The sequence below is a fragment of the Streptomyces sp. NPDC001515 genome (genome assembly GCF_053597115.1).
This window is the reverse complement of sequence record NZ_JBSFHN010000048.1, coordinates 15,945-33,303: the sequence shown is the minus strand read 5'-3', so window position 1 is coordinate 33,303 and position 17,359 is coordinate 15,945. Positions and strand designations below refer to the sequence as shown.

Annotated in this window: 15 protein-coding genes; 9 read left to right on the top strand and 6 right to left on the bottom strand. The window is 71.6% G+C overall.

Annotated features, from left to right (window positions below; all coding sequences use genetic code 11):
- Positions 1-40: 40 nt before the first annotated feature.
- Positions 41-1,333, bottom strand: a complete 1,293-nt coding sequence (locus ACWCXC_RS34230) for a peptidoglycan recognition protein family protein (RefSeq protein WP_450891523.1) — start codon at positions 1,331-1,333, stop codon at positions 41-43.
- Positions 1,334-1,471: 138 nt separating this feature from the next.
- On the opposite strand from ACWCXC_RS34230, the gene ACWCXC_RS34225 reads away from it, so the two are divergent.
- The 4 genes from ACWCXC_RS34225 (at position 1,472) to ACWCXC_RS34210 (ending at position 7,523) form a co-directional block, all read left to right on the top strand.
- Positions 1,472-2,221, top strand: coding sequence for a TIGR03089 family protein (locus ACWCXC_RS34225; RefSeq protein WP_450683421.1), 750 nt, complete (start codon positions 1,472-1,474; stop codon positions 2,219-2,221).
- Positions 2,222-2,455: 234 nt separating this feature from the next.
- Positions 2,456-3,802 (top strand): LCP family glycopolymer transferase, encoded by a 1,347-nt coding sequence (locus tag ACWCXC_RS34220; RefSeq protein WP_450891522.1) that lies wholly within the window; start codon positions 2,456-2,458, stop codon positions 3,800-3,802.
- A 226-nt stretch (positions 3,803-4,028) separates the two neighbouring features.
- On the top strand, positions 4,029-5,774 hold the full coding sequence (locus ACWCXC_RS34215) for an LCP family glycopolymer transferase (RefSeq protein WP_450891521.1): 1,746 nt from the start codon (positions 4,029-4,031) through the stop codon (positions 5,772-5,774).
- 60 nt (positions 5,775-5,834) lie between these two features.
- A complete protein-coding gene (locus tag ACWCXC_RS34210) occupies positions 5,835-7,523 on the top strand; it encodes an LCP family protein (protein ID WP_450683418.1) in 1,689 nt (562 codons plus the stop codon).
- 68 nt (positions 7,524-7,591) lie between these two features.
- Here the strand turns inward: ACWCXC_RS34210 and ACWCXC_RS34205 are convergent, their stop codons facing one another.
- Complete coding sequence (locus ACWCXC_RS34205; RefSeq protein WP_450683417.1) at positions 7,592-8,623, bottom strand: glycosyltransferase family 2 protein; 1,032 nt, start codon at positions 8,621-8,623, stop codon at positions 7,592-7,594.
- 180 nt (positions 8,624-8,803) lie between these two features.
- Here ACWCXC_RS34205 and ACWCXC_RS34200 point away from each other — a divergent pair, with 180 nt between their 5' ends.
- Positions 8,804-10,267, top strand: a complete 1,464-nt coding sequence (locus ACWCXC_RS34200) for an LCP family protein (RefSeq protein WP_450891520.1) — start codon at positions 8,804-8,806, stop codon at positions 10,265-10,267.
- A 51-nt stretch (positions 10,268-10,318) separates the two neighbouring features.
- Here ACWCXC_RS34200 and ACWCXC_RS34195 read toward each other — a convergent pair whose 3' ends face one another.
- A complete protein-coding gene (locus ACWCXC_RS34195; RefSeq protein WP_450683415.1) occupies positions 10,319-10,870 on the bottom strand; it encodes an acyl-CoA thioesterase in 552 nt (183 codons plus the stop codon).
- Positions 10,871-10,989: 119 nt separating this feature from the next.
- On the opposite strand from ACWCXC_RS34195, the gene ACWCXC_RS34190 reads away from it, so the two are divergent.
- Positions 10,990-12,273 carry an LCP family protein gene (locus tag ACWCXC_RS34190; protein WP_450891519.1) on the top strand — a complete coding sequence of 428 codons (1,284 nt, stop codon included), beginning with the start codon at positions 10,990-10,992 and terminating at the stop codon, positions 12,271-12,273.
- Between the two features lie 135 nt (positions 12,274-12,408).
- Here the strand turns inward: ACWCXC_RS34190 and ACWCXC_RS34185 are convergent, their stop codons facing one another.
- Positions 12,409-12,864, bottom strand: coding sequence for a hypothetical protein (locus tag ACWCXC_RS34185; RefSeq protein ID WP_450683413.1), 456 nt, complete (start codon positions 12,862-12,864; stop codon positions 12,409-12,411).
- Positions 12,865-12,985: 121 nt separating this feature from the next.
- Between ACWCXC_RS34185 and ACWCXC_RS34180 the strand changes: the two genes are divergently transcribed.
- A complete protein-coding gene (locus tag ACWCXC_RS34180) occupies positions 12,986-13,630 on the top strand; it encodes a DNA alkylation repair protein (protein WP_450683444.1) in 645 nt (214 codons plus the stop codon).
- 58 nt (positions 13,631-13,688) lie between these two features.
- Here ACWCXC_RS34180 and ACWCXC_RS34175 read toward each other — a convergent pair whose 3' ends face one another.
- Positions 13,689-14,846, bottom strand: a complete 1,158-nt coding sequence (locus ACWCXC_RS34175) for an acyl-CoA dehydrogenase family protein (protein WP_450683412.1) — start codon at positions 14,844-14,846, stop codon at positions 13,689-13,691.
- Between the two features lie 176 nt (positions 14,847-15,022).
- Here ACWCXC_RS34175 and ACWCXC_RS34170 point away from each other — a divergent pair, with 176 nt between their 5' ends.
- A complete protein-coding gene (locus ACWCXC_RS34170) occupies positions 15,023-16,363 on the top strand; it encodes a UDP-glucose dehydrogenase family protein (RefSeq protein ID WP_450683411.1) in 1,341 nt (446 codons plus the stop codon).
- A 13-nt stretch (positions 16,364-16,376) separates the two neighbouring features.
- On the opposite strand, the gene ACWCXC_RS34165 is transcribed toward ACWCXC_RS34170, so the two are convergent.
- Positions 16,377-16,886, bottom strand: coding sequence for a CGNR zinc finger domain-containing protein (locus tag ACWCXC_RS34165; protein ID WP_450891518.1), 510 nt, complete (start codon positions 16,884-16,886; stop codon positions 16,377-16,379).
- A 104-nt stretch (positions 16,887-16,990) separates the two neighbouring features.
- Here ACWCXC_RS34165 and ACWCXC_RS34160 point away from each other — a divergent pair, with 104 nt between their 5' ends.
- Positions 16,991-17,350 carry a VOC family protein gene (locus ACWCXC_RS34160; protein WP_450683409.1) on the top strand — a complete coding sequence of 120 codons (360 nt, stop codon included), beginning with the start codon at positions 16,991-16,993 and terminating at the stop codon, positions 17,348-17,350.
- Positions 17,351-17,359 lie beyond the last annotated feature (9 nt).

Genomic DNA, 17,359 nt, shown 5'->3' with positions numbered 1-17,359 from the left:
AGGTCTCCGGCGCGTCCGGCGCCGGGCGGCCCCTGTCGCGTCAGCGGCCCTGCAGCCGGGCCGATCCGGTCCGCGCGGTGCCGAGCTTCTTGTAGAGACGCGCTCCGGGGCATTCGGTTGCGAATCCGTCGCGGTGTCCGGAGATGACGTTCAGTTTGACCTTCCTGCCCTTCTTGTACTTGTTGCTCCCGGCGGAGACGAGTGTCACCTTGCCCTTGGGGTTGGCGCCGAACAGGCCGAGCTTCCAGGCCGTGAGCTTCTCGACGGCGGTGACGGCCGCGGCGGGCGGGTTGGAGGTGGAGAAGGTCCCGAGCACGGCGATGCCCATGGTGTTGGTGTTGAAGCCGAGGGTGTGCGCGCCCATGACGGCCTTCGTCACGCCTCCGGCGCGGCCCTCGTAGATGTTTCCGCACTTGTCGACGGCGAAGTTGTAGCCGATGTCGCGCCAGCCGCTGCTCTTGACGTGGTAGCGGTAGATGCCGCGCAGCACCGAGGGCGCCTGGGAGCACGTGTAGTTGTTGCCGGTGGCGCTGTGGTGGATGAAGGCGGCCTTGACGCTCTTGGTGTACGCGAAGCTCTTCTCGCGGAGCTTCTCGTCGGCGCCCCAGCCCTTGCGGGTGATGATGCGGGGGCGGGGGCCGATGTACGGCTTGGCACCGGGGGCGAATCCGGCGGCCGCCCGCGTGGCCGCGCGGCTCAGGGCGGGCAGGGCGGCGGCGCCGAGCGCGGTGGTGCGGCCGGCGCCGGCCGCGCCAGTCGCGGTCTCCGCCCGGGGCGCGGCCCCGGGGTCGACGAGTTCGAGTCGGAGTCCGGCGGGGAGCGGCGCGGCGGACGCGCCCCGGGCTCCGGGACCCTCGGGCACCACCCGTACCTCGACGCCGTCGGAGTCACCGACCCAGAGCGGGGCGGTGGATCCCCGGGCGGCGCCGGAGTCGCGCTCGGTGGTTCCGGCGTCGGCGGAGTGCTCGGCGTTGTGGGTCTCCAGCTCCTGCCAGGGCGACCAGCGGCCGGTGGCGGTGGCGCGGGTGCGGACCTGGGCCGTGCCGCGGAGTTCGGTGTTCACGTCGTCCCAGACGACGCCGACCAGGGAGAACGGCTCGACGCGGGGTCTCGACAGCCCCTGCCCCGGGTCGGCGGCGCCGGCGGACCGGGTGGCGGGCGCGGTCAGGGGGGTCAGGGCCAGGGAGCGGGTCGAGCCGGGCGGTTCGGCGGGCTCGGACGCGGCGGCCGGACGGGCGGAGGTGTCGGGGGCGGCGCCCGCGGGCGCGGCGAGCGGCAGCACGAGGGCCGACGCGCAAGTGACACCCAGGGCGGATACAAGGAAGGCACGCATACACACGATCCTTGACACAAGGGGACGACTCCGGCTACCGGGACGGTGCGGGTGAGTTGACGCCCCGTCTGCCGAACCGGTGTACGGGGTGTCCGCCGCACCGGTGGCCCTCCACCGCCGCCGCGTACGCTTCCGTCCATGAACGCCAGCGACCGCACCCCTGCCGACCTGCTGCGTTCCGCGCTCGCCGCGGACCCGGCCCGCCCCTTGGTCACCTTCTACGACGACGCCACCGGAGAACGCGTCGAACTCTCGGTGGCCACCTTCGCCAATTGGGTGGCCAAGACGGCGAACCTGCTCCAGGGCGACCTCGCGGCGGAGCCCGGCGACCGGCTCGCGCTGCTGCTCCCGGCGCACTGGCAGTCCGCGGTCTGGCTGCTGGCCTGCTCCTCGGTCGGCGTGGTCGCCGAGGTGGGGGGCGATCCGGCCGCCGCCGATCTCGTGGTGACCGGACCGGAGGGCCTGGAGGCGGCGCGGGCCTGCTCCGGGGAGCGGGTCGCCCTGGCGCTGCGCCCGCTGGGCGGCCGGTTCCCGCAGGTGCCGGAGGGCTTCACGGACTACGCCGTCGAGGTGCCGGGCCAGGGCGACCGCTTCGTCCCGTTCGCGCCGGTGGACCCGGGCGCTTTGGCCCTGGTGGTGGACGGGAGCGGGCTGACCGGGGCGGAGCTGGTGGAGCGGGCGCGGCGGGACGGCGCGGCGCTGGGGCTGGACGCCGGTTCGCGGCTGCTGTCGGGGCGGGCGTACGACAGCTGGGACGGGCTGAGCGCCGGGCTCTTCGCCCCGCTCGCGACCGGGGGGTCCGTGGTGCTGTGCCGGAACCTGGACCGGCTGGACGCGCAGGCGCTGGCGCGGCGGGTGGAGAGCGAGCGGGTCACGCTGAGCGTGTGACGCCCCCGGTTGGCACCGCCGGTGGGGCCGGGTCCGTCAACGACCCGGTACGACAAGCGGCCTGAGAGCCACTCGTCCGGACCAGCGTGGGCCGAGCCCTCCCGGCGATCCGTCAACTCCGGTACATGATCTGCGGTACGGACCACTCAAGGCACAACCAAGCGTGAAGTTCAGCCGTCTACTTGTGCGACCGGCGGCCATGCGCGCTGCCGAACGTGAAGGATGGACGCAGACGTGACCGAAAGCGCCGGCACACCGGACGGGCCCGAGGACCCGGACGGGAAGGGAGAGCGGACGCCCGACGCGGCGGACCCGGCGGCGGGCGGCGCGCCCGGCCCGGACTCCGGTGAGCGGTCCGCCCCGGCCGACGCCCCGGGCGGCGAGACGCGCAGCGGCTCGGGCAGCGGCCCGGGGCACGGCGCCCGGCCCGAGGACGGCGTTCCGGCGGCCGTCGCCGTCACGGTGCGGCGCAAGCGGCACTGGCTGCGGTGGACGGCGCTCGGCGCCTCGTTCGTCGTCCTGGCCGCCGCGGGCACCGGCTGGTGGCTGTACAAGAAGCTGGACGGCAACATCCGGACGGACACCTCCGCCGCCGCCGAGCTGAAGGCGTACGAGAAGGAGCGTCCGGCCCAGGTCGTGCACGACGCGCAGAACATCCTGCTCATCGGCTCCGACAGCCGGGCCGGGGACAACCGGAAGTACGGGCGCGACGAGGGCGGCAGCCAGCGCTCCGACACCACGATCCTGCTGCACCTGGCGGCCGACCGGAAGAGCGCGACCGCGATGTCGCTGCCGCGCGATCTGATGGTGGACATCCCGCAATGCCATAAGACGGACAAGAACGTCAGCAAGCCGCAATTCGCTCAGTTCAACTGGGCCTTCGAGATCGGCGGAACCGCCTGCACCATCCGGACCGTCGAGAAGATGACCGGCATCCGGATCGACCACTACATGGTCGTCGACTTCAGCGGCTTCAAGAACATGGTGAACGCGGTGGACGGCGTCGAGATCTGCCTCAAGGAGCCGATCGACGACAAGTCCGCCCACCTCAGGCTCCCGGCGGGCCGCCAGAAGCTCAACGGCGAGCAGGCCCTCGGCTACGTACGGGCCCGCAAGTCCATCGGCAACGGCAGCGACACCGAGCGCATGGACCGCCAGCAGCAGTTCCTCGGCGCCCTGGTCAACAAGGTGCAGAGCAACGGCGTCCTGCTCAACCCCACCCGGCTCTATCCGGTGCTGGACGCGGCCACCAAGGCACTCACCACCGACCCCGGGCTGGACAGCCTGAAGGACCTGTACGACCTGGTACGCGGGATGCGCAGCGTGCCGACCGAGCGGGTCCAGTTCCTGACCGTGCCCCGGCAGTCGTACCGACTCGACGCCAACCGGGACGAATTGGTACAGCCCGACGCGGACAGACTGTTCAAGCAGCTGCGCGACGACGAACCCGTCGCCGTGGTGCCCGCGGACCAGCTGAAAGAGGACGGAGGAAAGAACACTGACGCCGACCCGGCCCCGGGCCCGTCGCCCACACCCACGTACTCGGGAAACAATGCGGCGGCCGACCTGTGCAAGCAGTAAAGCAATAGCCAAACAGTCATAGACGTTCGGCGCGCAATGGGAAGAATGCCCGGTTGTAAAGGCCGTGGAATGTGTCACGCCCGTCGCTGCGCACCGAACAGGACGGATAGTGTGACGCGATCCGGTGCTTCCGGCCTGCTGGCCGCGCACGTCAGGAACCAGGAACTGAGCGCCCTTTTCGGGGGGAGGGCGCGTCGCGTGGCACCGACGGAGGACTCAAGCGACCGTGGATGCGCAAGGCCGTGGGCGGGCGGACGAATTCGATCCCGCAGACCAATGGGTTCTCAACCCGGAGACCGGCGACTACGAATTGCGACTGAATCACTCCGGAGGGGATTCGACCCGGGCCCCGGGGGTTCCGGCTCCGCGTGGTTCCGCGCACGAGAGCGCGGGACGTGAGGGGGGCCGGCGCCGAGGCGCGCCCGCCGAGCCGACCGTACCCCGCCAGGGCGGCCGGCGCGCGGCCGGTCCGCGCGGCCAGGAGGCCGCCGCGTCCGCCGGGGACGGCCCCGGCCGCCGCAAGCGCAAGGCCCCCAGGAGCCGCCGCAAGAAGGCCCTGGTCTGGACCGGCGGCGTGATGGCCTTCCTGCTGGTGGGCGCCTCGGCCGGCGGCTACTGGCTGTACCAGCACTTCAACGGCAACATCAGCACCGTCGACATCGGCGACCGCGGCAACAAGGACGTCGTCACGGCCAACGCCCCGCTCAACATATTGGTCATCGGCACGGACAAGCGGACCGGCAAGGGCAACGAGGGCTACGGCGACAAGGGCAGCGTCGGCCACGCCGACACCAACATCCTCTTCCACGTCTCCGAGGACCGCACCAACGCCACGGCGATGAGCATCCCGCGCGACCTCATCACCGACATCCCGGAGTGCAAGTCCAAGCAGGAGGACGGCTCGGAGAAGACCATCCCGGGCCTGAACCACGTCCGGTTCAACCGGAGTCTCGGCGAGGCCGGCCGCGACCCGGGGTGCACGATGGACACCGTCAAGGAGCTGACCGGCCTCCAGGTCGACCACTTCATGATGGTCGACTTCAACGCGGTCAAGACCCTGTCCACGGCGGTCGGCGGCGTCAAGATCTGCCTCGCCCACCCGGTCAAGGACAAGGACTCCAAGCTCGACCTGCCGGCGGGCGAGAGCACCGTCGAGGGCGAGGAGGCGCTCGCCTTCGTCCGCACCCGGCACGCCTACACCAACGGCAGCGACCTCGACCGGATCAAGGGCCAGCAGCAGTTCCTCGCCTCGATGATCCGCGAGATGAAGTCGAGCGACACCCTGACCAGCCCGACGAAGCTCTACAAGCTCGCGGACGCGGCGACCAAGGCCCTCACGGTCGACTCGGCCATCAACTCGGTGCCGAAGCTGACGACACTGGCCAAGGAACTGACCAAGATCGACACCAAGAACATCACGTTCGTCACCATGCCGGTGATAGACAATCCGGACGAACCCAAGCCCGTCACCGTGGTCGCCCATCCGACCCAGGCGGAGCAGCTCTTCTCGATGATGCGCGACGACACCTCGCTCACCGAGGTGGCCGCGCAGAAGAAGAAGGCCAAGAACAAGCAGGACGCGCTCCTCAAGGGAACCAAGGCACCCGCCGCGGACGTCCGAGTCGACGTCTACAACGGCGGCGAGGTGCCCGGCGGTGCGCAGCAGACCGTGCTCTGGCTCCAGAACGACAAGGGCGTCCTGAAGTCCACGAACAAGGCCAACGCGCCGCAGAAGGCCGACAAGACGACGCTCGTGTACGCGCCGAACCAGGCCGACCAGGCCCGTGCGCTCGCCGAGATGATGGGACTGCCCGGCTCCGCCATGAAGCCGGGCACCGAGGACGCCGTGGGGAAGCAGCCGATGGTGCTGACGCTGGGGAAGGACTTCAAGGGAGCCGGTACGCCCATCAAGGCCCCCGCGAAGATCGACATCCCCAAGGCCAGCGCCGACAAGTCGGAGTGCGCGAAGTGACACCGGGTCACCGCGCCATACGAGTCTGAGCAGCAGGGGGGTCCGGTGGGACGGAGCGGTATGCCTGGGGAGGGGACCCGACCACGCGTCGGTCCCGCCGGCCGACTCGGCTGGGACGACGGGCTGTACGGCGCGGAGGACGGGAACGACGGTGAGCACTCCGCACCGTCCGACGCCGCGGGGGGCGGCGGCAACGGCCACCGCGCCGGGAGCCACGGCGGGCGCCGCGGCCGGTCCTCCCGCCGCGCGCCCGGGAAGAAGAAGCACCGTGTCCTGCGGTGGGTGGCCTTCTCGGTCGCCTTCCTCATACTCGGCACCGGCGCGGCCGGTTACCTGTATTACGAGCACCTCAACAGCAAGCTCCGCAAGGGCGAGCGCAGCGCCGGCAACAGCGGCGCGAAGAAGGCCGCGCCCAACGCGGCGGGCCAGACCCCGCTGAACCTCCTGCTGATCGGCTCCGACAGCCGCAACAGCGCGGAGAACCTGAAGCTCGGCGGCTCGAAGAAGAGCGTGGGGGCGGAACCGCTCGCCGATGTGCAGATGCTGCTGCACGTGTCGGCCGACCGGAAGAACGCCTCCGTCGTCAGCATCCCCCGGGACACCCGCGTGGACATGCCCGCCTGCGAGAACCCGGACACGCACAAGAAGTACCCGGCCACCAACGGCCTCATCAACGTCTCGCTGCGCGGCGGGGCCGGCTGCACCCTGGACACCTGGGAGAAGCTCACCGGCGTCTACATCGACCACTGGATGATGGTGGACTTCGCCGGTGTGGTGGACATGGCGGACGCCGTGGGCGGCGCCGAGGTGTGCGTGAAGCAGGACGTGTACGACCTGCCGAAGCCCCGGGTGCCCGGCGGCTCGTACCTGCGGATGAAGGCGGGCACGCACAAGATCAAGGGCAAGCAGGCGCTGCAGTGGCTGCGCACCCGCCACGCCTTCGGCAGCGACATCGGCCGTTCCCAGGCCCAGCACATGTACCTCAACTCCGTGATGCGCGAGCTGAAGAGCCAGAACGCCTTCACCGACACCGGCAGGCTGATGAACCTCGCCGAGACCGCGGTCGAGTCGCTCCAGGTCTCGGAGGAGATCGGCACGGTCAAGAAGCTGTTCGACCTCGGCATGCAGCTGAAGAACGTGCCGCTGGACAAGATGAACATGCTGACCATGCCGCGCATCACCGACCCGGAGGACGACAACCACGTCCTGCCGAAGCCGGGGGCGGCGGACAAGCTGTGGGCGCTGCTCCGCGAGGACCAGTCGCTCGACCCGAAGGACCGGGCGAAGGAGAAGAAGAAGGTCGCCCAGGGTCCGAAGGCGGGCGCTCCGGCGTCGCTCGGGATCACCGTGGTCAACGGGACCGGGGCCGACGGGCAGCAGCCTGCCCCGGGCCGCGCCGCCGCCGTCCGCGACCTCCTGACCTCCAAGGGCTTCACCGAGGCCGACACCACCAGCGAGCCCGGTTCGGCGCTGACCACCGAGGTGTCGTACCCGCGCAGCGCCGGGGCGCAGGGCAAGGCGGACGCGCTCTCGGTGGCGAAGGCGCTGGGGCTGCCGACGACCGCCGTCAAGGACACCCCGGACGGGGCCGGGCTGACGGTCACGGTCGGCTCCGACTGGCGTACGGGCACCGAGGCGCCGAAGACGGCCGGTGACGACGACAGCGACCCGCTGGAGGGCACCGAGGCGGTCAACAGCGCCAAGACGGACGACTGCATGGACGTCTACTGGCCCTACCGCACGCCGTAGCGGACCACGCGGTACGCGAGAGGGGGCGCCCGGTCCGGCCGGGCGCCCCCTCTCGTCGTCCGCGCGGGTCAGGCGACCGTCGTGCCCGCCTCGCCCAGCGAGGGCCGGCGGCTCGCGATGACCCGCTTCGCCAGGGAGCGGGGGCTGGTCAGGAAGCCGAAGCCCCAGGACATGTGCATGGTGGCCAGGGCGACGGGGATCTGCGCCCGCGCCTTCAGGGACAGGCCCTTGCCCGCCGGGAGGGATCCGGCGACGATCGCTGCGGCGTACCCGCCCGGGACGACCAGCGCCCAGGGGGTGACGGCCGCGCCCACCACGAGACCGGCCGCGATGGCGACGACGGCGGCCGGCGGGGCCAGATAGCGCAGGTTGATCGAGCCGGAGTGGTAGCGGGCGACGACATGGCGCCAGCGGCCGTAGTCCTTGTACTGCTTGGCGAGGGCCCGCACGGAGGGGCGCGGGCGGTACTGCACGCGCAGTTCGGGCGAGAACCAGATCAGGCCGCCCGCCTCGCGGATGCGGAAGTTCAGCTCCCAGTCCTGGGCGCGGATGAACTCCACGTTGTAGCCGCCGGCCTTCTCCAGGGCCTCGCGGCGGAAGACGCCCAGGTATACGGTCTCGGCGGGGCCGGCCGCGCCGCCGGTGTGGAAGGCCGCGTTGCCGACGCCGATCTTCGACGTCATGGCGGCGGCGACCGCGTCCTCCCAGGCGTTCTCGCCCTCGGCGTGCATGATGCCGCCGACGTTCTGCGCGCCGGTCTCCTCCAGGAGGCGGACGGCGGTCGCGATGTAGTCCGGCGAGAGCATGCCGTGCCCGTCGACGCGGACCACGATCGGGTGGCGGGACGCCTGGATCGCGGCGTTGAGCGCGGCGGGGGTGCGGCCGGTGGGGTTGGGCACGGTGTGGACCCGGGGGTCCTCCGCGACCAGCTCGGCGGCGATCGCGTCGGTGCGGTCCGTGGACGGGCCGAGCGCGATCACCACCTCCATCTCGCCGGCGTACTCCTGCTCCAGGATGTGCCGGACGGAGTTCCTGAGATGACGTTCCTCATTGAGCACCGGCATGATCACGGAGACGGCGGGGTGCTGCGCGGCAGACATGTGGTCCTCGGATGGTCCTCGGGGGCGCCGGGGGTCTCGCACCCCACCAAGCGGCATGATTCGGCCGCCCACGTTACCGCGAATGGGGGACACCGGCGCGCGCCACCGGCCGGGCTGCCGGGATGGAGATCGTATGGGCCTACCGTACGAATTGTCCCTCTTTCAGCGGAGGTCCCTCCCATGCCCGCACCCCGGCGCTCCCCCCGTCCGCCCCTGCCGCACCAGGTCCCGCCGCGCCCCCGCCGCCCGCCGAAGCGGAACGAGCGGCCGCGCTGGGGCATGCGGGTGGCGACCGGGCTCTCCGTGCTGGTGCTCGGCGCGGGCGGCATCGGCCATGCCGTGGTGAACGATCTGGAGAACGGGATCGACCGGATCGACCCCTTCAAGGACATGAAGAACCGGCCCGCCGGCGGCCACGGCATGAATCTGCTGCTGGTCGGCACCGACGGCCGCGACCGGATCACCGCCGAGGAGAAGCGGAGGTACCGGCTGGGCGGTGCGCCCTGCCACTGCACGGACACGCTGATGCTGGTGCACCTGTCCGAGGACCGGAAACGCGCGAGCGTCGTCAGCCTGCCGCGCGACAGCTACGCGGAACTGCCCGCGCACCGGGACGGGACCAGCGGCAAGGAGCACCCCGCCCACCCGGTGAAGCTGAACGCCGCCTACGCCGAGGGCGGGCCGAGTCTGACCGTGCGGACCGTCGAGAAGATGACGGGCGTCAAGGTCGACCACTACCTGGAGGTCGACTTCACCAGCTTCATGACGACCGTCGACACCCTCGGCGGGGTGGAGATCTGCACCACCCGTCCGATGAAGGACGCCTACACCGGTCTCGATCTGAAGCCCGGGACCCATGAGCTCAACGGCGGCCAGGCCCTCCAGTTCGTACGCTCCCGCCATATCGACGGCGACGCCGACCTGGGGCGGATGCAGCGCCAGCAGAAGTTCATGGCCTCGCTGATCAAGCAGGCGACGAGCAGCGGGGTGCTGCTGAACCCGGTGCGGTTCCGCGAGGTGGCCTCGACGATGCTGAAGTCGGTCCGGGCCGACACGGGCTTCGGTACGGAGCAGATGCTGGAGCTCGGTCAGGCGATGCGGGGCTTCTCCGCCGCCTCGTCCGAGTTCACCTCGGTTCCGCTGGGGAACGTCGCCTACCCGGTCAAGGGCATCGGTTCGACGGTGAAATGGGACCCGGAGAAGTCCCTGGCGCTGTTCTCGGCCCTGCGGGAGGACAAGCCGCTGGCGGTGGCCCGGCCGCACCGGGAGCCCGCGAAGAAGGTCGACGTGGACCCCCGGCGGATCCGGGTGCAGGTCTACAACGGGACGGCGAAGGACGGGCTCGGCGCCACCGTCGACACCGCGCTGCACGCCACCGGTTTCGACACCACCCGCGCCCCGCTCACCGCGCCGGAGCGCGACCTCAAGCACACCCTGGTGACGTACGACCCGCGCTGGGACCGGTCCGCGAAGACCCTGGCGGCGGCGCTGCCTGGGGCGGAGCTGAAGGCGGTCACGGGGCAGGGCGGCACGCTGAGGGTGACGGCGGGCGAGGACTACCGGGCGGTGGAGCGGGTGCGCGCCGAGGAGCCGGACCCGGGCCGGTTCGGCGCGGTGAAGGGCGACGAGGTGGTCTGCCCGTAGCCCCGGGGCCCTCCCGGGCGGGGCGGGGGGCCGGGAGGGCCCCGGGGTCGGCTACTCGTCCTCGATGCCGTCGGCGGCGCGCTGCTCGCGCAGTTCCTTGATGGCGCGGCGCCGGGCCAGCCGGTGGGTGCGGCGGATCTGGGCCTCCTGGTAGCGCCGCTTGTCGCGCTCGGTCTCCGGGACGACGGGCGGGACGCGGCGCGGCCTGCCGTCCGCGTCGACCGCCGCGAACACCAGATAGGCGGTGCCGACCTGCGTGGCGGGGGTGGACTCGTTCCAGCGCTCGGCCATGACGCGGACGCCGACCTCCATGGAGGAGCGGCCGGTCCAGTTGACCTGGGCGCGGACGTGCACGAGATCGCCGACGCGGACCGGCTCCAGGAAGACCATCTCGTCCATCGAGGCCGTCACCGCGGGCCCGCCCGAGTGCCGTCCGGCCACCGCGCCCGCCGCGTCGTCGACCAGTTTCATGATCACGCCGCCGTGCACCGTACCCAGCAGATTGGTGTCGTTGCCGGTCATGATGTGGCTGAGCGTGGTCCGCGAGGCTGCGGTGGGCTTGCCCGGAATGTCATCCTCCGGGCGCGGGGCCTGATCTGTCATGCCCTCCACCTTATGCGCGGCCCCGGAGCCCGTCGCAATGCATCAGCTTCGCAACAGGCGCGGCCCGATTTCCCTCATCCCCTGTAGGAGCGGCGCCCCCGGCCTGCACACTGGTCCGTATGAACGAGTGGCCCGAGGGCTGGAGCGACGACAACCGCAGCGGCGACCGCTACGGGCAGGGAAGCATGAGCGACCGGCCCGAGGGCGCCCGCTCGATGCCGCATGTCCAGCGCCGTCCCGCCCCGCCCCGGCAGCGGCCCGCGCCCCCGAGGCAGCGGCCGGTGCCGCAGCAGCCCGCGGGCTACGACGAGGGCCCGCAGTACGACAGCGGGTACAACACCGGCCAGGTCTACGGCGGCGGCCGGGGCGGAGGCCAGGGCGACGGGCCGGGGGGCGGCGGATATCCGCAGGGCCGCCCGGCGGCCGCGCCCGACTGGCGGCGCCGGATCAAGATCGGCGCGCTGACCCTGGTGGTCGTGGTGCTGGCGGTCTCCATCGGCACGTACTTCTGGGCCGACTCCAAGCTGAAGCGCGAGGTCGACCTCTCCAAGGTCATCGAGCGGCCCGAGGGCGGCGACGGGACGAACTACCTGATCGTCGGCTCCGACAGCCGCGAGGGCATGACGGCCGACGACAAGAAGCGGCTGCACACGGGCTCGGCCGAGGGCAAGCGGACCGACTCGATGATGATCCTGCACGACGGCTCGAACGGCCCGACGCTGGTCTCGCTGCCCCGTGACTCGAACGTCGAGATCCCCTCGTTCGTCGGCTCCGAGTCCGGCAAGCGGTACCCGGGCAAGGGCCGGACCACCAAGCTGAACGCGGCGTACGCCGAGGACGGCCCGGAGCTGCTCGTCCGCACGGTGGAGTTCAACACCGGCCTCCGTATCGACCACTACGTGGAGATCGGCTTCGGTGGCTTCGCCAAGATCGTGGACTCGATCGGCGGGGTGGAGCTGGACATCCCGAAGGCCTTCAAGGACAAGTGGTCCGGCGCCGACTTCCAGGCGGGCAAGCAGACCCTGGACGGCCAGCAGGCCCTCGCCTTCGTCCGGACCCGGCACGCCTTCACCTCCGACCTGGACCGCACGAAGAACCAGCAGAAGTTCCTCTCGGCCCTGGCCGCCCAGACGGCGACCCCGTCCACGATCCTCAACCCGTTCAAGCTGTACCCGACGATGGGCGCCGGCCTGGACACGCTGATCGTCGACAAGGACATGTCCCTGTGGTCCCTGGGCCAGATGTTCTTCGCCCTCAAGGACGTCACGGGCGGCGACGGCACCTCCCTGAACATGCCGATCTCCGGATCCACCGGCGGCAACCTGGTCTGGGACAAGGCCAAGGTCAAGCAGCTGGTCGAGCAGCTGAAGAACGACGAGAAGGTCACGGTCACCGACAACTGACCACGGCCGAAGGGCCCGGACGCGCCGTCCGGGCCCTTCGGCGTTCCCCTACGCCCTCCCGAATCCGCCGCTCACGCGTGCCGAACGCCGTCATGCGGTGCCTGCGGCCGGGCCCTGCGGCTCCGTCTCGTCCACTCAGTCGCGGAAGTGACGGGCCAGCCAGGGGCTGAGCAGGGTGCGCGGGACGAGTTCCCGGTACGTCTCGTCCCCGGGCAGCGGGACCACGAGCCACTGGCCGGGCGGGAAGAGCTTCCCCCTCACGAAGGCCGTGCCGCCGTACACGGAGCGCAGGAAGGCGGGCACGGAGTCGCGGGGGACGTCGTGGAACTCGACCCCGTCGACGGTGATCCGCGCGTCGTCCTCGGGGAAGACCTGGACGGTGACGGCGGGCGTGCCGCCCAGCTCGACGAACGCCTCGTGCGGCAGCGAGCCGTCGGTGTCGAGAACGGCGAAGGCGCCCGCCGAGGTGCGGCGCGAGGTCTGGTCGGCACCGATGTCGTCGGTGACGGTCATCTCCAGGCCGTACGCGCGGGCGACCTCGCGGATCGCGGTGACGGCGGCCTCGGTGCTCGGCAGATGCGGATGTCCCATGCCGTCGATCATGCCCGAGCGGGCCGAACGGACGGGGCGGGTGTCGGTGCCCGGTCGTAGGCTGCGTTCCGTGAGCGAGGAACGGGAGGTTCCGGTGATCGGGACGACGGTGGCCGAGGTGATGTCCGAGCTGGCCGCGCTGGAGGACCCCCGGGCGCGAGCGGTGAACGAGCGGCACGGCGACGACCACGGGGTGAACCTCGGAAAGCTGCGCGCGCTGGCCAAGCGGCTGAAGACCCGGCAGGACCTGGCGGAGGAGCTGTGGGACACGGGCGACACCGCCGCCCGGCTGCTGGCCCTGCTGGTCTGCCGTCCGAAGGCGTTCACCCGGGACCGGCTGGACGCCATGGTCCGCGAGGCACGGGCGCCCAAGGTCCTCGACTGGCTCGTGACCTACGTGGTGAAGAAGAGCCCGCACGCCGAGGAGCTGCGCCTCGCCTGGTCCGCCGACCCCGATCCGGTGGTCGCCGCCGCCGGCTGGGCGCTGACCACCGAGCGGGTGGCGAAGAGGCCGGACGGACTGGACCTGGGCGCGCTGCTCGACGTGATCGAGGCGGAGCTGAAGGACGCCCCGGACCGCTTGCAGTGGGCGATGAACCACTGCCTGGCCCAGATCGGCATCTCCCACCCCGCGCACCGGGCGCGGGCCCGCGCCATCGGCGAACGGCTGGAAGTCCTCAAGGACTACCCGACGCCCCGCGGCTGCACCTCCCCCTACGCCCCGGCCTGGATCGACGAGATGGTGCGCCGGAACGAGGGGGCGTAGCGAACGCGCGAAGCCCCACCGCCGGAACGGGTCCGGGGCGGGGCTTCGGGGGGCGTGGTTACGGCAGGTTCCTGGCCATCACGATGCGCTGGACCTGGTTCGTGCCCTCGTAGATCTGGGTGATCTTGGCGTCGCGCATCATCCGCTCCACGGGGTAGTCCCGGGTGTAGCCGTAGCCGCCGAGCAGCTGGACGGCGTCGGTGGTGATCTCCATGGCGACGTCGGAGGCGAAGCACTTGGCGGCGGCGCCGAAGAAGGTGAGGTCGCCGTCGACGCGCTCGGACTTGGCGGCGGCGGAGTAGGTCAGCTGGCGGGCCGCCTCCAGCTTCATCGCCATGTCGGCGAGCATGAACTGCACGCCCTGGAAGTCACCGATCGGCTTGCCGAACTGCTTGCGCTCCTGGACGTAGCCCTTGGCGTAGTCCAGGGCGCCCTGGGCGACGCCGAGCGCCTGGGCCGCGATGGTGATGCGGGTGTGGTCCAGGGTCTTCATCGCGGTGGCGAAGCCGGTGCCCTCCTCGCCGATCATGCGGTCGGCGGGGATGCGGACGTTGTCGAAGTAGACCTCGCGGGTCGGGGAGCCCTTGATGCCGAGCTTCTTCTCCGGGGCGCCGAAGGAGACGCCCTCGTCCGACTTCTCGACGACGAAGGCCGAGATTCCCTTGGAGCGCTTGGTCGGGTCGGTGACCGCCATGACCGTGTAGTACTCGGAGACGCCCGCGTTGGTGATCCAGCGCTTCACGCCGTTGAGGACCCAGAAGTCGCCGTCGCGGACCGCGCGGGTCTTCATGCCGGCCGCGTCGGAACCGGCGTCGGGCTCGGAGAGGCAGTACGAGAACATGCCCTGGCCCTTGGCCAGCGGGCCCAGGTACTTCTTCTTCAGGTCCTCGGAGCCGGAGAGGATCACCGGGAGCGAGCCGAGCTTGTTGACGGCCGGGATCAGGGAGGAGGAGGCGCAGGCGCGGGCCACCTCCTCGATCACGATGACGGTGGCGAGCGCGTCGGCGCCGGCGCCGCCGTACTCCTCCGGTACGTGGACCGCGTGCAGGTCGGCGGCGGTGAGGGCGTCCAGCGCCTCCTGCGGGAAGCGGGCCTCCTCGTCGACCGCGGCCGCGAACGGGGCGATCTTCGCCTCGGCGAGCGCACGCACCGTCTCACGGAGCATCTCGTGCTCCTCGGCCGGACGGTACAGGTCGAAATCGGTCGAACCCGCCAAGACGCTCACTCCCCAAGCTGCTAACTACCGTTAAGTAACCCAATTTTAGGGGTCCGCCCCGGCCCCGGCATACGGACGCGGGCCGTGAGCTTCACGACAGCCGGAACGGGCCGGTCCAGGGGCCAGGACTATGCTCGTGCACCGCACGTCTGCCCGCATCTCACAGGAGCACGTTCATGGCCCTCAGGATCACTGTGATCGGCACCGGCTACCTCGGCGCCACCCACGCCGCGGCCATGGCAGAGCTGGGCTTCGACGTCCTGGGCCTCGACATCGTGCCCGAGAAGATCGAGCTGCTGTCGGCGGGCCGGGTGCCGATGTACGAACCCGGGCTGGAGGAGATCCTGCGCCGGCACGTCGCGGGCATCGAGGGCTCCACCGGACGGCTGCGCTTCACCACCTCGTGGGCCGAGGTCGCCGAGTTCGGCGATGTGCACTTCGTCTGCACGAACACCCCCCAGAAGCAGGGCGAGTACGCCTGCGACATGAGCTACGTCGACAGCGCCTTCGACTCCCTGGCCCCCCTGCTCACCCGGCCCGCCCTGGTCGTCGGCAAGTCCACCGTGCCGGTCGGCTCGGCGGCCCGGCTCGCGGCGCGCCTGGCGGAGCTGGCCCCGGCGGGCGAGGGGGCCGAGCTGGCCTGGAACCCGGAGTTCCTGCGCGAGGGCTTCGCCGTCCAGGACACCCTGCACCCGGACCGGATCGTCGCCGGCGTGGAGAGCGAACGCGCCGAGAAGCTGCTGCGCGAGGTGTACGCGGGGCCGATCGCGGAGGGGTCCCCCTTCGTGGTGACCGACTTCCCCACCGCCGAACTGGTGAAGACGTCCGCCAACTCCTTCCTCGCCACCAAGATCTCCTTCATCAACGCCATGGCGGAGGTCTGCGAGGCCGCCGACGGCGACGTGGTGAAGCTGGCCGAGGCCATCGGCCACGACGAGCGGATCGGGAGCAAGTTCCTCCGGGCCGGCATCGGTTTCGGCGGCGGCTGCCTCCCCAAGGACATCCGCGCCTTCATGGCCCGCGCCGGTGAACTGGGCGCCGATCAGGCCCTCACCTTCCTGCGCGAGGTCGACTCCATCAACATGCGCCGCCGGGGCCACATGGTGGAGCTGGCCCGCGAGGCCGTCGGCGGGAGCTTCCTCGGCCGCCGCGTCGCGGTGCTCGGCGCCACCTTCAAGCCGGACTCCGACGACGTGCGCGACTCCCCCGCACTGAACGTCGCCGGCCAGATCCACCTCCAGGGCGGCCAGGTCACCGTCTACGACCCCAAGGGCATGGACAACGCCCGCCGCCTCTTCCCCACCCTCGGCTACGCCGACTCCGCCCTGGACGCGGTGCGCGGCGCGGACGTCGTCCTGCACCTGACGGAGTGGAGCGAGTTCCGCGCGCTCGACCCGGAGGCCCTGGGCACCGTGGCCGGGCGCCGCGTCCTCCTGGACGGCCGCAACGCCCTGGACCCGGAGGTCTGGCGCGCGGCCGGCTGGACGTTCCGCGCGATGGGCCGCCCGAAGGCCTGAGCCCCGGCCCCGCTCAGCCGCGCCTCGCGCGGTAGGCGCGCATCTTGGCGCGCGCCCCGCACACCGACATCGAGCACCAGCGGCGGCGCCCCGCCGGGCTGCGGTCGTAGTACGCCCACCGGCAGTCCGCCGCCTCGCACGCCTTGAGCCGGGCCCAGGTGCCGTCCGCGGCGGCGGCGGCCACGGCTGCCGCGACCCGGGCCGTGAGCCCCGGCGGCTCCTCCGCCGGCCGCAGCGCGGCCCCGCCCGCACCGTCCACGGCGACCCTCAGCGGCGCTTCGGCCAGCAGCCCGTCCAGCGCGCGGAGCGCAGCGTCGTCGGGGCGGTGGCCCGCATGGGCCAGACAGGCCGCGCGCAGGGCCTCGCGCAGCGCCCGCGCCGCCGGCACGTCCGGCTCCGCGAGGGCGAAGGCGGCGCGCCCGTCCGCCGTGTCCAGGGTGTCCGCGCCCGTCTCGACGTCCAGGGTGTTGACCAGCGCTTCGACCAGCGCGAGTCCACCGGGCGCGGAATCCCTCTCATTCATGGTTGCGACGTTACCTCCCATGCGGCAGCATGCAGTAACGGTTACCGGTTGAGCGACTCAAGCGGTAACCGCCTGTCCGTCGTTCCGCCCGAGGAGGAAGCACCATGGCTCTGGCAACAGTGGGTTCCGTCGTCCTGGACTGCCCCGACCCCGTCGCCCTGGCGACCTTCTACGCCGCGCTGATCGGCGGCGAGATCGAGCGGCAGGAGGGCTGGGTGGATCTCACGGGCGGCGCCGGGGCGCCGCTCGCCTTCCAGGCCGCGCCCGGGTTCGTCCCGCCGGCGTGGCCCCGCCCGGACGCCTCGCAGCAGTTCCACCTGGACCTGACCGTGGAGGATCTGGACGCGGCCGAGCGCGAGGTGCTGGCGCTGGGCGCGACCGTGCTGGAGGCGGACGACCGGAAGCGCAGCTTCCGGGTCTACGCCGATCCGGCGGGGCACCCCTTCTGTCTCTGCGCCGGCTGAGAAGGGCTG